At 63.5% G+C, this 22196-nt stretch carries 16 protein-coding genes and 1 tRNA gene; 15 read left to right on the top strand and 2 right to left on the bottom strand.

Translation table 11 applies throughout. The features are described 5' to 3' along the window. Positions 1-6: 6 nt before the first annotated feature. The 13 genes from AC3XQU_RS18785 to AC3XQU_RS18725 all read left to right on the top strand — a co-directional run bounded on the left by AC3XQU_RS18785 (position 7) and on the right by AC3XQU_RS18725 (position 18951). Entirely contained in the window at positions 7-1296 is a 1290-nt protein-coding gene (locus tag AC3XQU_RS18785) for a multidrug effflux MFS transporter (RefSeq protein ID WP_489875679.1), read from the top strand. Positions 1297-1634: 338 nt separating this feature from the next. Further along, complete coding sequence (locus tag AC3XQU_RS18780; RefSeq protein ID WP_489875678.1) at positions 1635-3785, top strand: HDOD domain-containing protein; 2151 nt, start codon at positions 1635-1637, stop codon at positions 3783-3785. Positions 3786-3810: 25 nt separating this feature from the next. Then, positions 3811-6006 carry a putative bifunctional diguanylate cyclase/phosphodiesterase gene (locus AC3XQU_RS18775; RefSeq protein ID WP_489875775.1) on the top strand — a complete coding sequence of 732 codons (2196 nt, stop codon included), beginning with the start codon at positions 3811-3813 and terminating at the stop codon, positions 6004-6006. Positions 6007-6015: 9 nt separating this feature from the next. Continuing rightward, the gene (locus AC3XQU_RS18770; RefSeq protein ID WP_489875677.1) at positions 6016-7575 is read left to right on the top strand and encodes a tetratricopeptide repeat protein; all 1560 of its coding nucleotides are present in this window, start codon (positions 6016-6018) and stop codon (positions 7573-7575) included. Between the two features lie 82 nt (positions 7576-7657). Beyond that, positions 7658-10420, top strand: coding sequence for a M16 family metallopeptidase (locus AC3XQU_RS18765; RefSeq protein ID WP_489875676.1), 2763 nt, complete (start codon positions 7658-7660; stop codon positions 10418-10420). A 154-nt stretch (positions 10421-10574) separates the two neighbouring features. Continuing rightward, complete coding sequence (locus tag AC3XQU_RS18760; protein ID WP_489875675.1) at positions 10575-11804, top strand: putative DNA modification/repair radical SAM protein; 1230 nt, start codon at positions 10575-10577, stop codon at positions 11802-11804. Between the two features lie 14 nt (positions 11805-11818). Continuing rightward, the gene (locus tag AC3XQU_RS18755; protein ID WP_489875774.1) at positions 11819-13303 is read left to right on the top strand and encodes a UdgX family uracil-DNA binding protein; all 1485 of its coding nucleotides are present in this window, start codon (positions 11819-11821) and stop codon (positions 13301-13303) included. 193 nt (positions 13304-13496) lie between these two features. Beyond that, positions 13497-14282, top strand: a complete 786-nt coding sequence (locus tag AC3XQU_RS18750) for a TorF family putative porin (protein ID WP_489875674.1) — start codon at positions 13497-13499, stop codon at positions 14280-14282. A gap of 14 nt (positions 14283-14296) precedes the next feature. Further along, positions 14297-16315 (top strand): methyl-accepting chemotaxis protein, encoded by a 2019-nt coding sequence (locus tag AC3XQU_RS18745; protein WP_489875673.1) that lies wholly within the window; start codon positions 14297-14299, stop codon positions 16313-16315. 84 nt (positions 16316-16399) lie between these two features. Beyond that, entirely contained in the window at positions 16400-17425 is a 1026-nt protein-coding gene (locus AC3XQU_RS18740) for a TraB/GumN family protein (protein WP_489875672.1), read from the top strand. Between the two features lie 102 nt (positions 17426-17527). Beyond that, positions 17528-17601 (top strand) — tRNA-Gly (locus tag AC3XQU_RS18735). Positions 17602-17764: 163 nt separating this feature from the next. Then, on the top strand, positions 17765-18568 hold the full coding sequence (locus AC3XQU_RS18730) for a hypothetical protein (RefSeq protein ID WP_489875671.1): 804 nt from the start codon (positions 17765-17767) through the stop codon (positions 18566-18568). Further along, positions 18565-18951 (top strand): hypothetical protein, encoded by a 387-nt coding sequence (locus AC3XQU_RS18725; RefSeq protein WP_489875670.1) that lies wholly within the window; start codon positions 18565-18567, stop codon positions 18949-18951. The genes AC3XQU_RS18730 and AC3XQU_RS18725 overlap by 4 nt, the downstream gene beginning before the upstream one ends. 209 nt (positions 18952-19160) lie before the next feature. Here the strand turns inward: AC3XQU_RS18725 and AC3XQU_RS18720 are convergent, their stop codons facing one another. Beyond that, positions 19161-20084 carry a hypothetical protein gene (locus tag AC3XQU_RS18720; RefSeq protein WP_489875669.1) on the bottom strand — a complete coding sequence of 308 codons (924 nt, stop codon included), beginning with the start codon at positions 20082-20084 and terminating at the stop codon, positions 19161-19163. An 88-nt stretch (positions 20085-20172) separates the two neighbouring features. Then, complete coding sequence (locus AC3XQU_RS18715) at positions 20173-20871, bottom strand: tyrosine-type recombinase/integrase (RefSeq protein ID WP_489875668.1); 699 nt, start codon at positions 20869-20871, stop codon at positions 20173-20175. Positions 20872-21110: 239 nt separating this feature from the next. On the opposite strand from AC3XQU_RS18715, the gene AC3XQU_RS18710 reads away from it, so the two are divergent. Both AC3XQU_RS18710 and AC3XQU_RS18705 read left to right on the top strand, forming a co-directional pair. Further along, positions 21111-21356, top strand: a complete 246-nt coding sequence (locus AC3XQU_RS18710) for a hypothetical protein (protein ID WP_489875667.1) — start codon at positions 21111-21113, stop codon at positions 21354-21356. 42 nt (positions 21357-21398) lie between these two features. Further along, positions 21399-21827: a lysozyme inhibitor LprI family protein gene (locus tag AC3XQU_RS18705; protein WP_489875666.1), complete on the top strand. Its 429-nt coding sequence runs from the start codon at positions 21399-21401 to the stop codon at positions 21825-21827. The last annotated feature ends 369 nt before the right edge of the window (positions 21828-22196 follow it).

Below are 22196 nucleotides of genomic sequence, written 5' to 3'. Positions count from 1 at the left end.
CTGCCCATGCTGCCGCCGAACGAACCCGACGACTTGCCGAAGGACCCGGTCATCCCGGTTCCCCTGCCGCCACCGCTGAAGGTCGCGGTGCTGTCGGCCGGCGGCCTGGCCACCTTGCTGGCCGGACTGTCGATGCTCGGGCCGTTCTCGATCGACGCGTATCTGCCGGCCTTCCCGCAGATCCGCGCCAACCTGGGCGCCTCCGCCATCGAGGTGCAGCAAACCTTGACTGCCTACATGCTGGCCTTTGCCGGCATGGTGCTCTGGCACGGCGCGCTGTCGGACGCCTTTGGCCGGCGCAACGTGATCCTGGTGGCGCTGGTCGTGTTCGCGATCGGCACCTTCGGCTGCGCGTCCGCGCATTCTGTGCATTCGCTGTGGGTGTTCCGCATCATGCAGGGCGTCTCGGCAGGGGCAGGCGTGGTGGTCGGGCGCGCGATCATCCGCGATTTGTATTCCGATGCGGCGGCGGCGCGCCTGCTGTCCATGGTCACGATGATCTTCTCGATCGCGCCGGCCATCGCGCCGGTGCTGGGCGGCTGGATCGTCACCTTCTTCGACTGGCGCGCGATCTTCCTGGCGCTGTGCGTGTACACGGTGATCCTGGGCTGGTTCAGCTGGCGCCACCTGCCCGAGACCGTGCCGTTAGAGAAGCGCCAGCCATTCAACCCGCGCTTCCTGGCGCAGAGCTACGGCTCGATCTTCGGCTCCTTCCTGTTCCACATGAAGGCTGGCGTGGTGGCGATGAATTTCGCCGGCCTGTTCCTGTACATCGCGGCCGCGCCGGTGATGCTGCCCGAGCACCTCGGCCTGGGGCCCTCGCAGTTCGCCTGGCTGTTCGTGCCGACCGTGAGCGGCATCTTCCTGGGCGCGCTGGCGGCCAACCGCATGGCGGGCAAGCTCACCTTTGCGCGTCAGATCCGGGTGGGCTTCTTCTTCATGCTCGGCGCCATCGCCTTCAACGTGGGCTACCACGCCTTCCTGCCGCCGGCGCTGCCCTGGAGCGTGGTGCACATGTTCTTCTTCACCTTCGGCAGCTCGATCATCGCACCCGGCGCAACGCTGCTGGCGCTCGACCTGTTCCCGCATATCCGCGGCACCGTGGCCTCCTGCCAGTCGTTCGTGACGACCCTGATGGGCGCGATCGTGGCCGGCCTGGTGGCGCCGGCGCTGTCGCATTCGGTGTTCTCGCTGGCGCTGGGCCAGGCCGGCTTTGCGTTGGTGGCGCTGGCCTTCTGGGCCACGGCGCGGCGCTACCGCCGTAATTTAGTGCGCAACGGCCGCCAGGTTCCGTAGTCCGGCACAAATTCGCAACAAAACAACCCCGCTTCCAGGAGGAGGCGGGGTTTTTTACTTGTATGAAATAAAATTTCATACTTGCATGCATATATGAAATACTATTTCACCTTTTGTGGCAGAGTGTATTGCTGACCTACTCCTGAAGCGGCGTCTCGGCAACACTTTTTACAGAAAGTATTGTTCCCGATCAGAAATGTCTATATGCTAAGACAAGTTTTTCGTGCCTAGAATAAACCACGAAACATTGTTCTGTTTGCTAGATGAACCAGCAAGACCATGTGGCTTCCCGTCCGGGACGCCCTGACAACCCTCGACAAGCGGCCACGTTTGAGACCATGCAACAATCGGATCAGGATATCCGCAATCGCCTGTTGATTGCCCGTCTGCCGGCCATGCCGCAGATCCTCGTGCGTCTCATCGAACACCTGCAGGCCGATGATCTCGGCATGCCGGAACTGGCGGCCCTGATTTCGAAGGATGCCGGCATGACCGGCAAGCTGCTGGCCGTGGCCAACAGCTCGGCCTACCAGCGCCAGCAGCGCAACGTGAACCTCGAGCAGTCGCTGGTCGCCCTCGGCACCGACATGATCAAGACCCTGGTCATCAGCGACTCGGTGTTCCAGACCTTTAACAACTTCCCGCATTCCGGCAGCACCGACCTGCGCGCGTTCTGGAAGAATTCCTTGAGCGGCGCCGTGATCGCGCGCGACATCGCGCGCATCGTCGAGTACCCGCACGCGGAAGAAGCCTACCTGGCCGGCCTGCTGCACAATGTCGGCCGCCTGGCCCTGCTGGCCACCGCGCCGAAGGAATACGCGTTCAACTTCAACGCGCGCGACGACGAAGACCTGTGCGCCGTCGAGCAGCGCACGCTCCAGATCACCCACGCCGAAGCCGGCGCCTGGCTGATCGAACGCTGGCAGCTCGATTCCTTCCTGGCCGACGCAGTGCTGTACCACCACGAGCCGAGCGACCGCCTGGAGTCGGCCCATCCCCTGATCCGCATCGTGCGCCTGGCGCACGTGCTGTCGAGCCACCCGGACGACGAAGTCGCGGTGCGCGACGCCGCCGGCCTGTGCGGCGTCGACGCCCAGCAGGTAGGCCAGCTGCTGGCCGGCGCCGCGCGTCAGATCGACAAGGCCGCCGCCCACCTCGGCATCGACCTGACCGGCGCCGACGACATCCCGGCGCCGCCGGCCTATGCCGCACCCGCGCTCGACCCGGTGCAGCAGCGCCTGTCCGAAGAAGTGCGCAACCTGGTGCTGGTGTCGGAAGTCGGCCAGAGCTTCGCGCGCCAGCAGGGCGAAAGCGGCCTGCTGGAAGCGATGACGCGCTCGGCGCGCATCCTGTTCGACTTCGGCAATGCCGTGGTGCTGCTGGAGAACCCGACCGGCCACGCCCTGGTCGGCGCGCCCACCCAGGGCAGCCAGCGCATCGCGGAATTCGCCGTGCCGCTGGCCAAGGGCGGGGCGATTGCCAAGAGCGCGCTGGAGCGCCGTCCGGCCTTCGTGCAGCGCGAAGGCGAGGAACTCGGCCTGGCCGAAGAACAGCTGCTGCGCATGCTCGGTACCGACAGCCTGGTCTGCGTACCGCTGGTGGCCGGCGCGCGCTGCCTCGGTGTGCTGATCGGCGGCGTCGCCGCCTGGCAGCTGCCGCATTGCCAGCGCCGCGAGCGCTTCATGCAATCCTTCGGCGTGCAGGCCGCCACCGCGCTGGAAACCATGCTGTCCGAACGCGGCCATGCGCGCCGCCAGCTGGCCCACGTCGCCGAGGAATACCGCGAAGCCTCGCGCCGCGTGGTGCACGAGGTGAACAACCCGCTGGCCATCATCAAGAACTACCTGAGTGTCCTGGACAGCAAGCTGGCGCGCCAGGAGCCGGTGGGCGGCGAGATGTCGATCCTGAACGAAGAGATCGACCGCGTCGGCCAGCTGGTCCAGAGCCTGGCCGACCTCAAGCCGGTCGACACCGGCCCGCGCCCGACCGACGTGGCCAAGGTGGTGGACGAAGTCCAGCGCCTGTTCCGCAGCACCGGTTTCGTCCCCGCTTCGGTCGCGATCGACGTCACCATGCACGACGAGGCCACCCGCATCGAGGGCGACGCCGACGTGCTCAAGCAAATCCTCGTCAACCTGGTCAAGAACGCCATCGAGGCGCTCGGCACCACCGGTGGGCGCATCGACATCCTCAACCGCGGCCATGTGAACCGCGAGCGCCAGCTCTACCTCGAGCTGGTCGTCAGCGACAACGGCCCCGGCCTGTCGCGCGACGTGCTGGCCCACCTGTTCTCGCCGGTGAAGAGCACCAAGGACGGCGCCCACCATGGCCTGGGCCTGTCGATCGTGCACAGCCTGGTGAAGAAGCTGGGCGGGCATATCGCCTGCCGCAGCAGCCGCACCGGCACCGCTTTTGAAATCCTCCTGCCGGCATGGTCCGGCGCCGGCACCGCGGTCGCGCTGCCGGCCCGCGCCCTCGGCTCCGCATAAGATCATGATGAACGCGCACAACGCCATGTACGCCGGCGAACCCGCTCCGTTTTCCGCTACCCTGGAAACCGACAGCCAGCCACGCCTGCTGCTGGTCGACGACGAACCGCGCCTGCTCTCGTCGCTCTACGAACTGCTGCAGGGCCGCGGCTTCCAGCTGACCACCGCCTCCTCGGGCAGCGAAGCGCTGGCCCATCTGTCGCGCCTGCGTTTCGATCTCGTCCTGCTCGACCTGCGCCTGCCGGACATCGGCGGCCACGAGATCATGGACTTCATCAACCAGAAGGGCATCGACGCCGACGTGATCGTGATGAGCGGCGAAGTCGGCATCGACGCGGCGATCGGCGCGCTCAAGCGCGGCGCCTACGACTACCTGCGCAAGCCCTATGCGCGCGAAGAACTGCTGGCCACGGTAGCCAATGCGCTCAAGGGCCGCCGCCTGGCGGTCGAGAACGAGCGCATGGCCAACCAGCTGGAAAACTCCGAGAAGATGTACCGCTACCTGGTGGACTCGTCGCCGGACATCATCTACACGCTCAACCATGAAGGCCGCTTCACGTTCGTCAACGACCGCGCCTACCAGCTGCTGGGTTACTCGCGCGACGAACTGCTCGGCAAGCACTATTCGGTGCTGGTGCACGAAGAAGACCTGGAGCGCGCGCGCTACGTGTTCAACGAGCGCCGCGTCGACGAACGCGCCTCGCGCAACGTCGAGCTGCGCCTGAAGTGCCGCGGCGGCAACAGCAACGACCGCACCTTCAACACCACCCTGATGACGATTTCGCTCAATGCGATCGGCATGCACGTGCCGGACCAGGAAGTGAAGAAGCTCGAGTTCTTCGGTACCTATGGCGTGGCGCGCGACATCACCGACCGCAAGCGCGCCGAAGAAGTCATCTCCTACCAGGCCTACCACGACATCCTGACCGACCTGCCGAACCGCATCCTGTTCAAGGACCGCCTCGGGCTGGCCGTGATCCAGGCCAAGCGCAAGCAGACCGAACTTGCGGTGATGTTCATCGACCTGGACCGCTTCAAGCTGGTGAACGACACGCTGGGCCACGTCAAGGGCGACGAGCTGCTGCAGCAGGCCGCTACCCGCCTGAAGGATTGCCTGCGCAAGGGCGACACGCTGGCGCGCCAGGGTGGCGACGAATTCACCATCGTGCTGCCCGAGCTGCGCGACCGCGACGACGCGCGCATGGTGGCCGACAAGTTCCTGGAAACCCTGCAGCGTCCCTTCGACCTGGATGGCCACGAAGTGCACATCTCGGCCTCGATCGGCATCGCGATCTACCCGACCGACGGCGAATCGATCGACGAGCTGCTGCGCCACGCCGACATCGCCATGTACCAGGTCAAGGCCCTGGGCAAGAACGGCCACAGCTTCTATCACACCTCGATGCTGGACGTGTCGCACCAGAAGATCGCCCTCGAGCAGGCGCTGCGCCGCGCGCTCGAGCAGGACGAGCTGGAGATGTATTACCAGCCGCAGATCGATGCGCTCACCGGCCGCATCGTCGGCGCCGAGGCGCTGATGCGCTGGAACCACCCGACCCGCGGCGTGCTCTCGGCCGGCGAATTCCTGCCCTTCGCCGAAGAGAACGGCCTGATGCTGCCGATCTCGGACTGGATGATCGGCGCCCTGTGCCGCGATATGCTGCAATGGAATTCGTCGGGCAACGACCATGTGCGCCTGTCGCTGAACCTGTCGCCGCAATATCTCGACCGCGGCGACTTTTTCGAGAAGATGCGCAACGCGCTGGTGCGCTACGCGATCGCGCCGTCGCAGATCGAAGTCGAGATCACCGAGAACATCTGCATCCGCAATCCGCAGTATGCGATCGAGCAGCTCCATAAACTGTGCCAGCTCGGCGTGTCGGTGGCGATCGACGATTTCGGCACCGGTTACTCCTCGCTGTCCTACCTGCACCGCTTCCCGATCCACACGGTCAAGATCGACCAGTCCTTCGTGAAAGAGATCCACGAAGAGGGCGGCCACTACCCGGTCATCCTGGCGATCATCTCGATCGCGCGCGGCCTGGGGCTGAACCTGATCGCGGAAGGCGTCGAGACCGAAGAGCAGGCACGCTACCTGCGCGCCAACGGCTGCATGACGATGCAGGGCTACCTGTACTACCGCCCGATCCCGCTGGGCGAGTTCATGAAGGCGCTGCGCACCCAGCCGACGCTGTTCGGCCTGCGCGCCATCCAGGCGTAAGCCGCCGCCATGCTCGATATCCCCGGACAGCCCAGCGAGCAGGAAGGCCGTCACACGGCCGACCGCTTCACAGCCGAATTTTTGCGCGTCAAAGGGCAAGCCGAGCGCGGCCTGCCGGCCGCCCAGCACAGCCTGGGCTTCATGTACGCCAGCGGGCAGGGCGTGGCGCAGAACTTCGAACTGGCCGTGGCCTGGTACCGCATGGCGGCCAGCGCCGGCCTGGAGCTGGCGCAGTACAACCTCGGCGTGATGTTCCAGAAGGGCCAGGGCGTGGCCCAGGATTACGGCCAGGCCGCCTACTGGTACCGCCGCGCCGCCGAGCAAGGCTATGCCCCGGCCCAGTACAACCTGGGCTGGCTGTACGCAAAAGGCCAGGGCGTGCCGAACGACGTGCAGCAGGCCTTGCAGTGGTTCAGCCAGGCCGCCGAGCAGGGCGAGCCGGGCGCCCAGCACAACCTGGGCATGATGTACGAGACCGGCAAGGGCGTGCCGCAGGACTTCGAGCTTGCGGCCATGTGGTACCGCCGCGCGGCCGAGCAGGGCTATGCACGCTCGCAGTTCAGCCTCGCGCTGCGCAGCAGCGGCGACGCCGCCGTCGAGTGGTTCCGCAAGGCCGCCGAGCAGGGCTATGCCCCGGCCCAGTTCAACCTCGGCCTGCGCTACGATAAAGGGCAGGACGTCGACCAGGACAGCAGCCGCGCCGTGCTCTGGTACGGCCGCGCCGCCGAGCAGGGACATACGAGCTCCCAATTCAACCTGGCCCTGATCTACGACAGCGGCCACGGCGTCGCGCGCGACGAAGCGCTGGCCCTGGGCTGGTACCGCCGCGCGGCCGAACAGGGCCACGCCGGCGCCCAGGACAACCTGGGCGTGCGCTACGAACACGGGCAGGGCGTCGAGCGCGACCCTGCGTTAGCCGCGCACTGGTACCGCCAGGCGGCCGAACAGGGCATGCCTTCGGCCCAGTACCATCTCGGACAGCTGTTCGATGCCGGCATGGGCGTTGCAAACGATCCGGAACAGGCAGTGTCCTGGTACCGCAAGGCTGCCGAGCAGGGCCACCTGCGCGCGCAATTCGACCTCGGCCTGCGCTACGAGGGTGGCGTCGGCGTCGCGCGCGACGAGGCGCAGGCGCTGGAATGGTACCGCCGCGCCGCGCACCAGGATTACGCCCCGGCCCAGTACATGGTGGGAGCGCTGCTCGACCGCTCCGACCACGGCAATCCGGTGGAAGCCACCGACTGGTTCCACAAGGCCGCCGACCAGGGCCACGCACTGGCCCAGTTCGAGCTGGGCCTGCGCCATGACTGCGGCAAGGGCATCGAGCGCGATTACGAAGCCGCCCATTTCTGGTACCTGTGCGCCGCCCGCCAGGGCCATGCCCGCGCCCAGTTCAACCTCGGCGTGATGTATTCGGCGGGGCAGGGCGTGCAGCGCGACCTGGTCGAAGCCTATGGCTGGCTGCAGCGCGCCGGCGGCGCCGGCGTGGGCGCGGCCACCGGCTACATGAGGAAGATCGCGGTGCGCATGGAGCCGCAACTACTGGCGCAGGCGCAGGGTTTCATGTAGGGTGGCCGGTGAAGCTTCCGGCATGCCGTGCATCGGCGCGCAAGCGGAAGGCATACATATATAACGACCACCACCGGAAGCCATGACCAAGACCCTCCTCCTGCCGCTGATGCTCGGCCTCGCGGCCTGCGCCGCCCTGCCTGCGCAAGCCGCCGCCCCGACGACCAAGCCACTCATCTTCGACCGCAAGGCCTACAGCATCGAGCATAAGAAGTTCGTGCTGCCCAACGGCCTGACGCTGCTGGTCCATACCGACAAGAGCGTGCCGGTGGTCGGCGTGAACATGTGGTACCACGTCGGTTCGCGCAACGAAAAACGCGGCAAGACCGGCTTCGCCCACCTATTCGAGCACTTCTTCTTCAACGGCTCCGAGAACTACCCGCACGGCTTCCGCGAGGCGATGGACGACCTGGGCGCGAACAACCGCAACGGCACCACCAATACCGACCGCACCAACTTCTTCGAGGACGTGCCGGTATCGGCGCTGGAACGCACCCTGTTCCTGGAATCGGACCGCATGGGCTTCCTCGGCAACTACATTTCGCAGGCGATGCTCGAACGCGAGCGCGGCGTGGTGCAGAACGAGAAGCGCCAGGGCGAGAACCAGCCCTACGGGCGCGTGCGCCTCGAGGTCTCGGCCAAGATGTATCCGTATTCGCACCCGTACTCGTGGTCGCCGATCGGCAGCATGGAAGACCTGCAGGCCGCCTCGCTGGACGACATCAAGGAGTGGTACCGCACCTATTACGGCCCGAACAACGCAGTGATCTCGCTGGCCGGCGACATCACGCCGGAGCGCGCCTATGAACTGGTGAACAAGTACTTCGGCGCGATCCCGCCCGGTCCTCCGCTGCCGCGCCTTGAAAAATGGATCCCGCAGCTGGACCGCCACATCCGCGACGAGATGGAAGACCACGTGCCGCAGGTGCGCATCTACCGCAGCTGGCACGTCTCTTCCTGGCGCGACGCCGACACCCAGCGCCTGAACCTGCTGGCGGCCGTGCTGGCCGGTTCCAAGAGCGCACGCCTGGACAAGCGCCTGGTGTACGACAAGGGCCTGGCCACCAATGTTTCGGCCTACGTCAACGATGCGGAGCTGGGCGGCACCTTCAACCTCATCGCCACCGTCAAGCCGGGCGCCGATCCGCTTGAAGTGGAACGCGAGATGGACCGTGTGCTGGCCGAGCTGCTGGACAAGGGGCCAACTGCCGCAGAACTGCAGCGCGTGAAGACGCGCGAATTGGCCGACTTCTCGCGCAGCCTGGAGCGCGTGGGCGGCTTCGGCGGACGTTCCGACGTGCTGGCCGAGAGCATGACCTATGGCGGCAAGCCGGACGCCTATCTCGACCGCCTGGAGATGTTCGCCACCAGCACCCCGGCAGAGGTGAAAGCTGCGGGCAACCGCTGGCTGCGCGCCAACCACTACACGATGACGGTGAACCCGTCGCCGAAGCTGGCCGCCGTCAAGTCGACGCTGGACCGCAAGCAGCTGCCCGCGCTGGGCGAGGCGCCCGACGTGAGCCTCCCGGCGCTGCAGCGCGCGCAACTGAAGAACGGCCTGAAGGTCGTGCTGCTCGAGCGCCATTCGGCGCCGATCGTCAACGTCGCGCTGGCGGTCGACGCCGGCGCCGCATCGGACACTACCGCCAAGGCGGGCGCCGCCTCGCTGGCGCTCGACCTGCTCGACAAGGGCAGCAAGACGCGCGACGCGTTTGCCCTGAACGACGCGCTGGAAAACCTGGGCGCGCGCCTGTCGACCGCCACCACGCAAGACCTGTCGCTGGTGCGCCTGCAGGGCACGAGCGCCAACCTGGCGCCTTCCTTGGGCCTGATGGCCGACGCCGCGCTGGCGCCGAGCTTCCCGCAAGACCAGTTCGCGCTGTCCAAGAGCCGTCGCCTGGCGAACATCGGCCAGGAAAAGGCCAATCCGAGCGGCCTGGCCCTGCGCCTGGTCCCTGGCCTGCTGTATGGCCAGGAGCATGCCTACGGCAAGCCTGCCAGCGGTTTCGAGGCCAGCGTGCAGGCTCTCGGCCGCGACGACCTCGCGGCCTGGCATGCCGCCTGGTTCAAGCCGGGCAGCGCCACCATCGTCGTCGCCGGCGACACCACCATGGCCAAGCTGCTGCCGGCGCTGGAAGCGAGCTTCGGCCGCTGGCAGGGCGGCAGCGCACCGGCCAAGCAGATGGCCACCGTGCCGGCAACCCGCGGCAAGCGCCTGATCCTGGTGGACAAGCCGGACGCGCCGCAATCGACCATCGTCGCCACCCACGTGTCGCTGCCGTACGGCCAACCGGAAGACCTGGCGATGGAGCCGGTGATGCAGAACTTCGGCGGCATCGCGACCTCGCGCCTGAACCGCAACCTGCGCCTGGACAAGCACTGGAGCTATGGCACCAGCGCGCGCCTGTCGGAAGTGCGCGGCCAGCGTCCCTTCATCGTGGTCGCCCCGGTGCAGACCGACAAGACGGTCGAGGCGATGCGCGAAGTGCAGAAGGAGTTGCGCGGTGTAGCCGGCGAGCGGCCGCTGGTGGGGACGGAATACGAGTCCATCATGCGCAACATGACGGCGCGCCTGCCGGGACGCTTTGCCACGCTCGATGCGCTGGAGTCGGCCGGACTGTCCACCGTCAATCTCGGGCTGGGGGACGATTACTGGAACCGCTATGCGCCGGGCGTGCGGGCGCTGACGCCGGCGCAGCTGGGCGGCGCCTCGGCCAGGTTCATCAAGCCGGACGAGGTGGTGTGGATGGTGATCGGCGACCTGCGCAAGATCGAAGCCGGGGTGCGCTCGCTGGGTTGGGGCGAAGTGTCGGTGGTGGATGTAGACGGCAAGCCCGTGCGTTAAGTAGCGCTTGTCCCGTAAAGCCCGGTCCTGTGACCGGGCTTTTTTATTAGTGTCCCGGATTTGAACCGGTTCAGGGGCGCACCATTGACCCGTCGCGTACCGATGCCGCGCAGGCGATAGTATACTGTATGCCCATACAGTCTGATCGGTCACGATGGAACTCAACGACAAACTGGAAATCCTGGCGGACGCCGCGAAATACGACGCGTCCTGCGCCAGCAGTGGCGCGCCGAAACGTGGTTCCGAGGGCAAGGATGGCCTGGGCGCCACCACCGGCATGGGCATCTGCCACAGCTATACGCCCGACGGCCGCTGCGTCTCGCTGCTCAAGATCCTGCTCACGAATTTCTGCGTCTACGACTGCCAGTACTGCATCAACCGCCGTAGCTCGAACGTGCCGCGCGCCCGCTTTTCGGTCGACGAGGTGGTCAAGCTCACCCACGACTTCTACATCCGCAACTACATCGACGGCCTGTTCCTGAGTTCGGGCATCATCCAGTCCTCCGACTATACGATGGAGCAGCTGGTTGCCGTGGCGCGCCAGTTGCGCGAAGTGCACAACTTCCGCGGCTATATCCACCTCAAGACGATTCCCGATGCCGACCCGCTGCTCATCGCCGAGGCCGGGCGCTGGGCCGACCGCCTGTCGGTCAATATCGAGCTGCCGACCCACGACAGCGTGACCCGCCTGGCGCCGGAAAAAAACGTCCACACCATCAAGCTGGCCATGGGCTCGATCCGCCGCAAGCTCGACGAAAAAGCCGAGGAGCCGAAGGCGCCCGCGTTTGCCCCGGCCGGCCAGAGCACGCAGATGATCGTCGGCGCCGACGCCAGCGACGACCAGACCATCCTGAACACGGCCGAGACGCTCTACGGCAGCTACAAGCTCAAGCGCGTGTACTACTCGGCCTTCAGCCCGATCCCGCAAAGCCCCAAGAGCGTGCCGCTGGCCCCGCCGCCGCTGCTGCGCGAGCACCGCCTGTACCAGGCCGACTTCCTGCTGCGCGGCTACGGCTTCTCGGTGGGCGAACTCATGCCCGAAGCAGGCAACCTGGCGCTCGATATCGATCCCAAGCTGGCCTGGGCGCTCACCAACCGCGAGCACTTTCCGATGGACCTGAACCGCGCCGACGAGACCATGATCGCGCGCGTGCCCGGCATCGGCCTGCGCAACGCCAAGCGCATCATCGACCTGCGCCGCATCCGCCGGGTGCGCTGGGAAGACCTGTCGCGCCTGCGCTGCAGCATGAAGAAGCTCGCGCCCTTCATCATCACGGCCGACTACAAGCCGGTGCAGGGCGCGGCCAGCTCGCACATCCTGCGCCGCCACCTGGCCGATGCGCCCGAGCAGATGAACCTGTGGCCGGAGCTGCAGGCGGCATGACCGACCCGGCCGCCATGGCCGCGAGCGGCCAGCCGCTGCAGGTGAACAGCTTCGGCGAGTGGCGCAGCACTGCGCGCGAGCTCCTGCGCGCCGGCGTGCCGCCCGAAGCCGTCACCTGGAATACGCCGGATGCGGCCGGCAGCGGCGACCTGTTCTCGGGTGCGCCGGCGGTCGTGGTGGAGTCGTATCATTCGGCCATTCCAACACAACAGGCGCAGCCGCCGAAACAGGCCGTTGCCGTCGTGCCGCGCTCATTGCTCGAGATGCTGCAGAAAGCCGCCTGCTTTCGCGCCCCGGACCGCTGGGCCTTCCTTTACCGGGTGCTGTGGCGCTGGCAGCAGGGCGAGCACGACGTGCAGTCGCCGGCCGACCCGGACGGGTCGCGCCTGGCCGGCATGGTCAAGGCAGTGCGCCGCGAGGAGCACGACATGCATGCGTATATCCGCTTCCGCGAGCGTCCCATCGAGGCCGGCGCGCCGCGCTTCGTGGCCTGGTTCGAGCCGGCCCACGACGTGCTGCCGCAGGTGGCCGAGCATTTCGTGGCGCGCATGGGCAGGACCAGCTGGATGATCGCCACGCCGGAAGCCAGCGTGTTGTGGGACGGCGCCACGCTGCACAATGCCGGCCCATTGATGAGCAGCGCGGCCGACCTGGATGACGCCGGCGAAGCGCTGTGGCTCACCTATTACCGCAGCATCTTCAACCCGGCGCGCGTGAACGCCCAGCTGATGCAAAGCCACATCCCATCGCGCTTCTGGAAGAACCTGCCGGAAGGCGCGATCGTGCCCTCGATGGTGAGCCAGGCCGAACTCGGCGCGCGCAAGATCGGCCAGGTCGAGACTGTCGGCCGCAAGAGCGGCGCCACCATTCCGATTTCGGCCGAACGGGCCCAGCCCGACCGCGAGCAGCCCTCCAGCCTCGACGAATGCCGGCGCTGCGAGCTGTGGCAGTACGCGACCCAGGCGGTGCCCGGCGAAGGCTCGAAGCGCGCACCGATCATGATCGTGGGCGAGCAGCCGGGCGACCAGGAAGACCTGGCCGGCAAGCCTTTCGTGGGACCGGCCGGCAAGCTGCTCGACCGCGTCTTCGCCCAGGCCGAGGTCGACCGCGAGACGGTCTACCTGACCAACGCCGTGAAGCACTTCAAGTGGGAGCCCAAGGGCAAGCGCCGCATCCACAAGACCCCGGCCCAGCGCGAGGTCGAGGCTTGCCATTACTGGCTCGAGAAGGAGCTGGCCGCGGTCAAGCCCAAGGTCATCGTCGCCATGGGCTCCACGGCGCTCAAGTCGGTGCTGGGCAAGGGCACGGTCACGCTCAAGGACACGCTCGGCAAGCCGGTCTGGCACGAGGGGCGCTGGGTGGTGACGATCTACCATCCCTCGTATGTGCTGCGCGTGCCTGACGAAACGGCCAAGCAGGAAGCGTTTTCGAGCATGGTGCGAGGATTGCAACTGGCGCATGACCTGCTGGCGCGGACCGAGGGTCCCGATCCGGCCTGAACTGTTCCAGCAACTGGAGCAGCCTGTTGCGCCGACGACGCAAGATGTAAAAATCTCGTTATCGAACTCGTCACAATTCAGTGAATGTCCACACTTGTCTCGTAAAATTTCCGTACAGCATTAATTGCTGAGCAGATAGATAACGGCGCCGTGCCGCTTACCTTTGCCTTCGCCGGACTTTCACGAGACAACCATGATCACTCTTTTCCGGCTGCTGCCGGTTTCCCTGCTCTTGCTGGCCATGCCGGCCGCCAAGGCCGATACGGCTGTCACTGCCGCAGCGCCTGCCGCGCTGGCCGTGACGTCCACGGTGACCCTCGCTTCGCAATACGTATCGCGCGGCATCCGCCAGAGCTGGGGCCGCCCGGCCATCCAGGCCGGCGTCGATGCGGTACACGCGAGCGGCTGGTCGGCCGGCTCGTGGGCCTCGACCGTCAGCGACCGCTTCATTGAGGGCGGCCGCGTCGAGTGGGACCTGTACGGCGGCTATACCGGCACGCCGGGACCGGTGGGCGTGAGCCTGATGGCCGTGCATTACCGCTATCCGGGCGCCCGCATCGGCGCCGTCAAGTACGACTACACCGAACTGGTGCCGGGCCTGAGCTACGGCGCCTTCTACGCCAAGTATGCCCGCACCGTGTCGCGCGGCTTCTTCGGCATCACCGATGCACGCGGCACCGGCTACCTGGACATCGGCGCCAACCACGACCTGGGCGGCGGCTATACCCTGAACCTGCACGCGGGCGATGGCCGCGTCGCCGGCCGCGGCAACGACATCTGGGACTGGCGCGACATCAAGGTCGGCGCCACCAAGACCTTCGACGGCGGCTGGAGCGTGGCCGCCGCCTATACCCGCGCCTGGGGCGCCACCGATGCCTACGACCGCTACACCACCGGCGTGCCGCGCGCCGGCGGCAGTCTCGCGATTTCCAATCCTGCCAAGGGCACGCTTGCCGTGAGCCTGGCGCGTACCTTCTAAGAACAGAGACCACCATGACCAAGCAGACGCAGTCCCGCCGCTCGCCCGGCGTTTCCCTTTCCCTGACCGCCAAGATTTGCGCCACCGCCACGGCGCTGGTGGTGCTCAGCCTCGGTGCGACCTCGACCTTCATCGGCATCAAAAGCAGCGCCAGCGCGGAGGCGAGCGCCTTCGAGCAGGCCCACACTACGGCGCGCGAAGCGGCCGTGGCGCTGGAAGGCCGCATCGGCCTGAACCTGGCGTCGGTCGGCAGCCTGTCGGGTGTCATGGCCGCGAGCCGCGGCTCGGCGCTGCCCCTGCAGCGCGACCAGGTCAACGACATGGTCTGGCATGCACTGCGCGCCAATGCCGACATGATCGGCATGTCGGTCGCGTTCGAACCGGATGCGCTCGATGGCAAGGATGCGGAATATGCCGGCAAGGCCCCGCATTACGACGCCACCGGCCGCCACATGCCCTACTTCACCCGCGGCGCCGACGGCAATGCGAAGATCGAGCCGATCGTCTTCCTGCCCACGGCAGGGGCCAACGACTGGTACGACGAGCCCAAGGCCACCGGCCGCATGCACTTCACCGAACCCTACCAGTATCCGATCGACGGCAAGAACGTCCTGATCGCGTCGCTCGCGGCGCCGATCAAGGTCGACGGCAAAGTCATCGGCGTGACCACCGCCGACTTCCCGCTGACCAAGCTGTCGGCCATCCTGGCCGGCATGAAGGTCATGGAAGGCGGCACGCTGGCGCTGGTGTCGAACGGCGGCATGTACGCCAGCCACCCGACCGCGGAGCGCAACGGCAAGAAAGCGGACGACCTGCCGGCGGCGGCGCTCGACGCCGTCAAGAACGGCACGACCTACCAGTACGTCGATGCCAGGGGCATGGTCCACATGCTGCAGCCGGTGCGCCTGCATGCGGACATCGCGCCGTGGTCGATCTCGCTGGCCTTCCCGGAAAGCGTGGCGACGGCTTCTTCGCGCCAACTGGCCGGCTATGCGGCGATCGTCTCGATCGTCTGCGCCATCGTCGCGGCCTTCGTGATGGTGTCGGTGCTGCGCCGCCTGACGCGTCCACTGCGCAAACTCAGCGCCACCATGACCGACCTCTCCAGCGGCAACGCCGACCTGAGCGCACGCCTCGACGCGCGCGGCAAGGATGAACTGGCGCAGATCGCGGCCGGCTTCAACGGCTTCGTGGCCAAGATCCAGGACGTGCTGGCGCGCGTGAGCATCAGCTCGGAGGCGGTCGCCACGGCATCGAGCGAAATCCGCCAGGGCAATGCCGACCTGTCGGTGCGTACCGAGCAGCAGGCCGGCGCACTGGAAGAAACCGCGGCCTCGATGGAAGAACTCAACGGCACCGTCAAGCAGAATGCCGACAACGCACGCCAGGCCAACCAGCTGGCCGAATCGGCAAGCTCGATCGCCGTGCGCGGCGGCGAGGTCGTGTCCCAGGTGGTGGATACGATGGCTTCGATCAGCGACTCCTCCAAAAAAGTCGTGGACATCATCGGCGTCATCGACGGCATCGCCTTCCAGACCAATATCCTGGCGCTGAACGCGGCGGTGGAAGCCGCGCGCGCCGGCGAGCAGGGTCGCGGGTTCGCGGTCGTCGCCACGGAAGTGCGCAACCTGGCGCAGCGCAGCGCCGCCGCCGCCAAGGAAATCAAGACCCTGATCGGCGACTCGGTGCAGAAGGTCAGCGTCGGCACCGACCTGGTGGCCGAAGCCGGCAAGACCATGGGCGACGTGGTGGCCAGCGTGCGCCGCGTCAGCGACATCGTCGCCGAGATCAGCGCCGCCAGCGCCGAGCAGAGCACCGGCATCGGCCAGGTCAACCAGGCCATCGTGCAGATGGATGGCGTGACCCAGCAGAACGCGGCGCTGGTGGAAGAAGCGGCGGCGGCGGCGGAAAGCCTGCAGCAGCAGGCCGCAACGCTGGTCGCGCTGGTCGGCGAGTTCAAGCTGGAAAGCGAGGCCCGCCCGCAACTGGCCGCGCGCCCTGCGCAGGCACGCCTGGCCATGCAGGCAGCATGAAGTGAGGGCAGGCCACCGGCTTTAAGGATTGGCTCATATTGCAGAGCTAAGCTTGACGGACAACCAACAACAAGGATGTCCTGCATGCTGAAATTCGCCTTCCTGCCGGCGCTGTGCCTGGCCCTCGTCGCAGCCCCTGTCCGTGCCCAGTCGGCCGATCCGGCGCCGGCGCCCGCGGTATCCGCCGAGCCGGCCGTCGACCCGCAGGCCGCGCCGGAACAGATCCTGGTGGTCGGCCAGAAGCCCGGCCCCGGCATGTGGAAGGTGTCGAAGGACGACCACGTGCTGTGGATCTTCGGCACCTATTCGCCGCTGCCCATCAAGATGGACTGGCGCTCGCACGAGGTCGAAGCCGTCGTCAAGCGCTCGCAGGAATACCTGGCCCCGCCGATGGGCAAGGTCGATATCGGCTACCTCCAGGGCCTGATGGCGCTGCCCCTGCTCATCGGCATCAACGACAACCCCGACGGCGCTACCCTGCGCGACGTGCTCCCGGCCGACGTGTATGCGCGCTGGCTGCCGCTCAAGGAAAAATACCTGCCCAAGAACAAGGAGCGCGAGCGGCCGATCTTCGTGGGCGGCCAGTTGTTCAGCGCGGCGCTGAAGCAGGCCGGCCTGACGACCAGCACCGACGTGCGCAAGCAGGTCGAGAAGATCGTCGACGCCAACAAGCTCAAGGTCACGAAAACCGTCCTCACGCTGCCGGTGGAAAACGCCCGCCGCGTGATCAAGGACTTCAAGAAGTCGCCGCTCGACGATGCGGCCTGCTTCTCGGCGACCCTGACGCGCCTGGAAACCGATATCGAAGCGATGCGCCTGCGCGCCAACGCCTGGGCCAAGGGCGACATCGACGTCATCCGCAAGCTCAATTTCGTGGACCAGCAGGAAAGCTGCACCAACGTCATCATGAACAGCGCCGCCGTCCGCGACAACCCATCCTTCCAGGACGCCGAGCCGCGCCTGCGCGCCATGTGGGTCGCCAATGCGGAAGCCGCACTGGCCCGGAACGCCTCGACCTTCGCCGTGCTGGCCATGAAGGACGTGCTCAATCCGAAGGGCGTGGTGGCCATGCTGGCGGCGAAGGGGTACAAGGTCGAGCAGCCGGAGTAGTCCAGCCAGGGCCCGGCCCACCTCACCGGGCGTCTTGTTTTCCATTGGCTACATTAGGAATTTGTCAAAGAAACCCGAACACGCGTAGAATGCGAGGGCACCGCGGGTGTAGCTCAATGGTAGAGCAGAAGCTTCCCAAGCTTACGACGAGGGTTCGATTCCCTTCACCCGCTCCAATGAAAAGCGCCACAAAAACGAGAGCTCTCCGCTCCACAAAATACGCGCCGCTCCACAAAAATTATGGACTACGCCTAATGTTCTTTCTGTCGCGCTCACGCGACAGACTTGTTGGTTCGCCAACCTGTACAATTGGGCGAGTCCAAAGCGAAAGGTATACGCATGTCCACAGCAGCTCCAGCCAGGCAGATCGGCGAGATCATGTTGGAGCTAAGTCAGCTGCTTCGAAAGCCTGACTTTGACCTGTTGCAGCTCCGCCGTTTGGAGATTGCTGTACAACGGTTGTGGGAAGCCAGTGCTATTTCCCCTGTTGAGTACTATTCAACGAAGGCCTTTTTTGCGGTTGGGAAGCAGCAACTTAATAATGCGTTGGATGCAGCCATCAACGTTGTGCGCCTGGCACCCAGCGACACAATCGCCCGACTCAACGCGTTGACCATTTTTGTTGCAATCGTCGAAGTAGACCAAGCCATGCCTCTGCTGAAATCCCTGGCCTCTACTCAGCTAGACAACAAGAACATCTTGAAAGACTTGATCATCAAAGGGGCTGACCTCATGCAGTTCAACTTAGTGAGCGAGCTCTTCAAGCGATTGGATGCGCTTTCTATCAACGACGCTGAAGTGGTGTCTTTGCGTCGGCATTCTTGCGAACGGGCTCTCAACCTCATGAATCGGTATGGGCTTACTGACGACGATATGGCGGCGCGCGTCAATACCGCTGCTGGAGCCCTTCGGGCGAAAGGGTTTGACGTTTTCCGTAGCTCACGACGGACTCTTAGCGATGGTTCCTTCGTGCAGTACATGCATATAAATGCAAGTGCGGATATATGTGCAGAGCTCAACTTTGACATCGCCGATGCATTGGTTGAACAATTTGAAGACCCTTGTGGAGAGCTCGTGTCCTTCTCCTGCCGCCCTTCGTCAGATCTGGCGACGATGGACCATATCCCAGTGGAGCAGCTATGAGCGTTACTCATCAGGAGTTCGCGAGTTTTGCTGAAAAGCTTTTGTCGTCCGATGAGGAAATTGACTGGCGAATGTCGGCGGCCAGATCGTATTACGCGAGCTATCATCGTGCGAAATTGAGTACTCAATTCTGTCCCGATAATTCGCATTTCGCTATGGCGAGTCACGAACGGGTTACCGATAGTTTCAAGCTTGAAGGGTCACGCCCTGCAAAATCAATCGCGTATATTTTGATTGAAATGAAAAAAATTCGGGCGGTTGCAGACTACGAGTTGAACGACCCATTCGAAAAAAGCATTGCGGTCAACCAGTCCGCGCAACATCGTGAGTTAGAAAAAAAATTGAATTTGTTCGATGAAAGCGGCGGTCAAAAGACTGCATAAGGCTACTTGGTTAGCGTCACTATTAAATAGTGACGCTGCGTCGTTTTAACGCTGTTATGACCTAGCAGGTCGCGCGCGGCTTCCTCTCCTCACCCTCCGCCGTACCGCTGGCTTGCCTTCGCTCCTAGAAGGTAGATTCAGCACGCGACCTCTCGAGCCGCTCAGCGGAGGATGTTCGGCTGGGCCAGCTTCTGCATGTGAAATGTAAATCAATATTGCGACCTGATCGCAGCGGCGATTCGTTTGACATCGGAAAATCCGGTAGCAAGATGGAAGGTTGCTGAGCTTCGATCCGATTCCGACCATTGCAAAAACGATTCCATTGAGGGGTTAACTATGCCAATGATGCTCTTCGCACTAGCCAAGGTTCCCCAAATATGTTCATCATGCGGAATATACGCAATGCCGATAATTATAATAAGAGATGCCTCGTCAATCTTTTGCCGCCAAATTTCTTGTATGCCTTCAATCGTGCCTTGATTTACTGACGAAACTTTGCTTGGGCCGTACACCGAAAGAATTGGCGAGAGGTCTGAATTAGCAGGGTCGCCACACCACGCTCGGATGTCATCATGGTTCCTAACAGCCTTAAATGAGAGGCCGTTGAAATATCTATCGTTGCCAAAATATTGGTTGTTCTGCATTAAGATGCCCGGAGGGAGCGTTGGCAGAAAATTCGACGAGCCATGTAGCTTTAGGACGCCAACCCTGTTCGGCAGCGTGTATTCTGTTCCATACGCTACTGGATAGCCTAAACTTCCTAGGGCTTGCTCTAGCAGCAGGTCGTAATTCAACGAAGCAAAAGTGACCTTCTTAATCAAATCCGGACCAAGCTGCTGCAGTAGCTCAAGATAATAATTCCCATGTTTTACTATATATGAGGATAGAAGCAACGCAATTTCGCGTTGCATAGGCAAGACAACATTACTTCCCAAATGTGCCACAGCTGCCATTCCAGCTTCAAATCCCTGCGTGGCGAATACCTCCGCAAAATCATTAGAAATAGCTTTGGGGACTGCGTTGCGCTTGACTAGTTCGTCGAATAGCATGTTTCCCAACGGTGGGCATTTGGGAAAGCAGTTCCCTGAAAATGCACTAGCTCCAGCGCCGAACATCAGCATTACTTTACTCATAGCGAACCTCGAAGTTGTATAAGTAAGTGTCGCATATTCATTCGGTTCGCGCATAGTAGAGTCGCGAGCTGAGCCTCAATAGATCTCGTTATTTCGTCGGCGTGACGATTTTCCCCCGCCGTAAATAGTGCCGCTGTGTCGTCTTTACACTGTCATGGCCTAGCAGGTCGCGCGCAGCTTCCTCTCCCCGTCCATCAGCAGTATCGTCAGCCGCCTTCGCACGCAGGTCGTAGAAGCGGAATTCCTTGATTGCGTTCGCCAGCCCCGGAGTCTTTGCTGCAGCGGCCGCCCGGGCCTTGTCGAACTGCGATCGCAGCGTCGGCGCCGTGAGCCGCTTCCCATGCTCGTTGACCAGCAGTGCGGCAGTCACAACCTTGTGTCCAGCCTTTCTCGCCTCAATGCGCTCGAGCAGCGTGGCCAGCTCGCCGACCAACTTGATCCGCAGCGGCTGCTTCGTCTTCTCCTGGGTGACGATCAGATGTCCGTCAACGATGTCGTGCACCGTCATCTTCAGCGCATCCGCTGGCCGCTGGCCGGTCAAGTACGCCAAGTCCATAGCGTCCCGAAGCGGTGCACTTGCAGCGGCCCAGACAGCCTTGAAGACCATGTCGCTGATGTACACGGTTCGCTTCTTCAGCGAGTAGCCCTGGATGCCTTCACAGGGGTTTGGCAAATCGGTATAGCCCCAGCCGCGGGCGTGATTCCACATGGTCGAGAAAACGCGCTTGCACCGGTTTGCCGTCGTGCGCTTATCTGCATGGTCTTCCAGGAAGTTCTTGATGTGCATCGGCCGGATCTGGCTCAGCGGGGCTTTCGCAAACGACTCTAAAAGATGCTTGATGGGGAAGAGCGGCCCCAAGGCGACGCTGGCCCTGCCTTTGTTCAGGAGTGGGCTGTGGTAGTGGGGTAGGCGAAACACGTTCACAAACCCAGTTCTTGCTCAAGCACATACGACCTCATACACTTGCTTGTAACGACTGTCCGCTATCGGCCAGAAGCAGACGTTAACGTTTAGGAGAGGGACTCATGGAAGAACTGCACATCATCTTCACTGAAGAGCAAGTCTTGGTGTCCAAGAAGCCTTACGCCTCGTGGCAAGAAATCCAAGCTGAATTTGATGACTACAAAACTTCTCTGGGCCCGTGGGATGCAGCGACAACCGTATCGTGGTTAGCAGAAGAATACGATCTTGTGCCTTCGGTCGAGAACCAAATCGAGTTACTACTGTCCAGTGATCAAACTGTTCGAACCCTGTCCTTCGCGTCCGACTAACCACGCATCGTCCAAGGTCCGCAATAGGTCGACAGCTGTCATATGCTGAGCGGTCACAGTCGGCCAAAAGCTGTCGGTGAACAATTTTTTAAGGGATGTATGCCGCGCTTAGTTTGGCTCTTCGGAATCACATTTACCGTGCTGTCGGCTAGCACGCTTGCTCAAACACCTACTTGTCTGAATGACGGCACATCTCACGACTCGCTCAGGTGCGAGGAAGCTAAGTTGAATGCCGCTGAGCGGAATTTGAATTCTGCATACACGCGATTGCTTGCTGAGCTTAGAGACTCAAAGGCTCGGGCCGGATTGGTCCACGCGCAGCGTGTATGGATAAAGTTCCGAGACCTCGACTGCAACGCGAAATATGAATTGCGTCCCGATGCTACCTTGCGTTCGTGGTATCCGATGGCATGTCGCCGAGAGCACGCGCAACAACGTGCTGCACAGTTAGCGGAATGGACTTCAGACTGAGCGCCCTGGCCCTCCCAGCTACGGAATCGACGGGTTGTCGATGGCTGCTTTGGGTCGGATCCAGTCGTCCGTGACAGTCTTCGATTTTTCGCCCTTGGCGAGCTGCTATGCTGAGCTCAACGGCCGCCGTCTGCCAGAAACGGACGTCGCAGTTGATGTAAAAATGGATGAATGGACGAGATGAGGGGTGCTGTTAATAATGTTGTGCTGCAAAGATATGGTTGGCTTCTTGGAAACTGAACCCTGCACAAACTATCCTTAGGCTAATGAATGCGCATCCTGTACGAACAAAACTGAATCGCCACGAGTTCAGTAGACACTCCTGAGCCTATAATTGTAGGTTCAAGGAGAAGGTATGAGCGGCAAGCG

The sequence above is a fragment of the Telluria sp. AZSoR62 genome (genome assembly GCF_058111565.1).
This window is presented reverse-complemented; position numbering and strand designations above follow the sequence as displayed.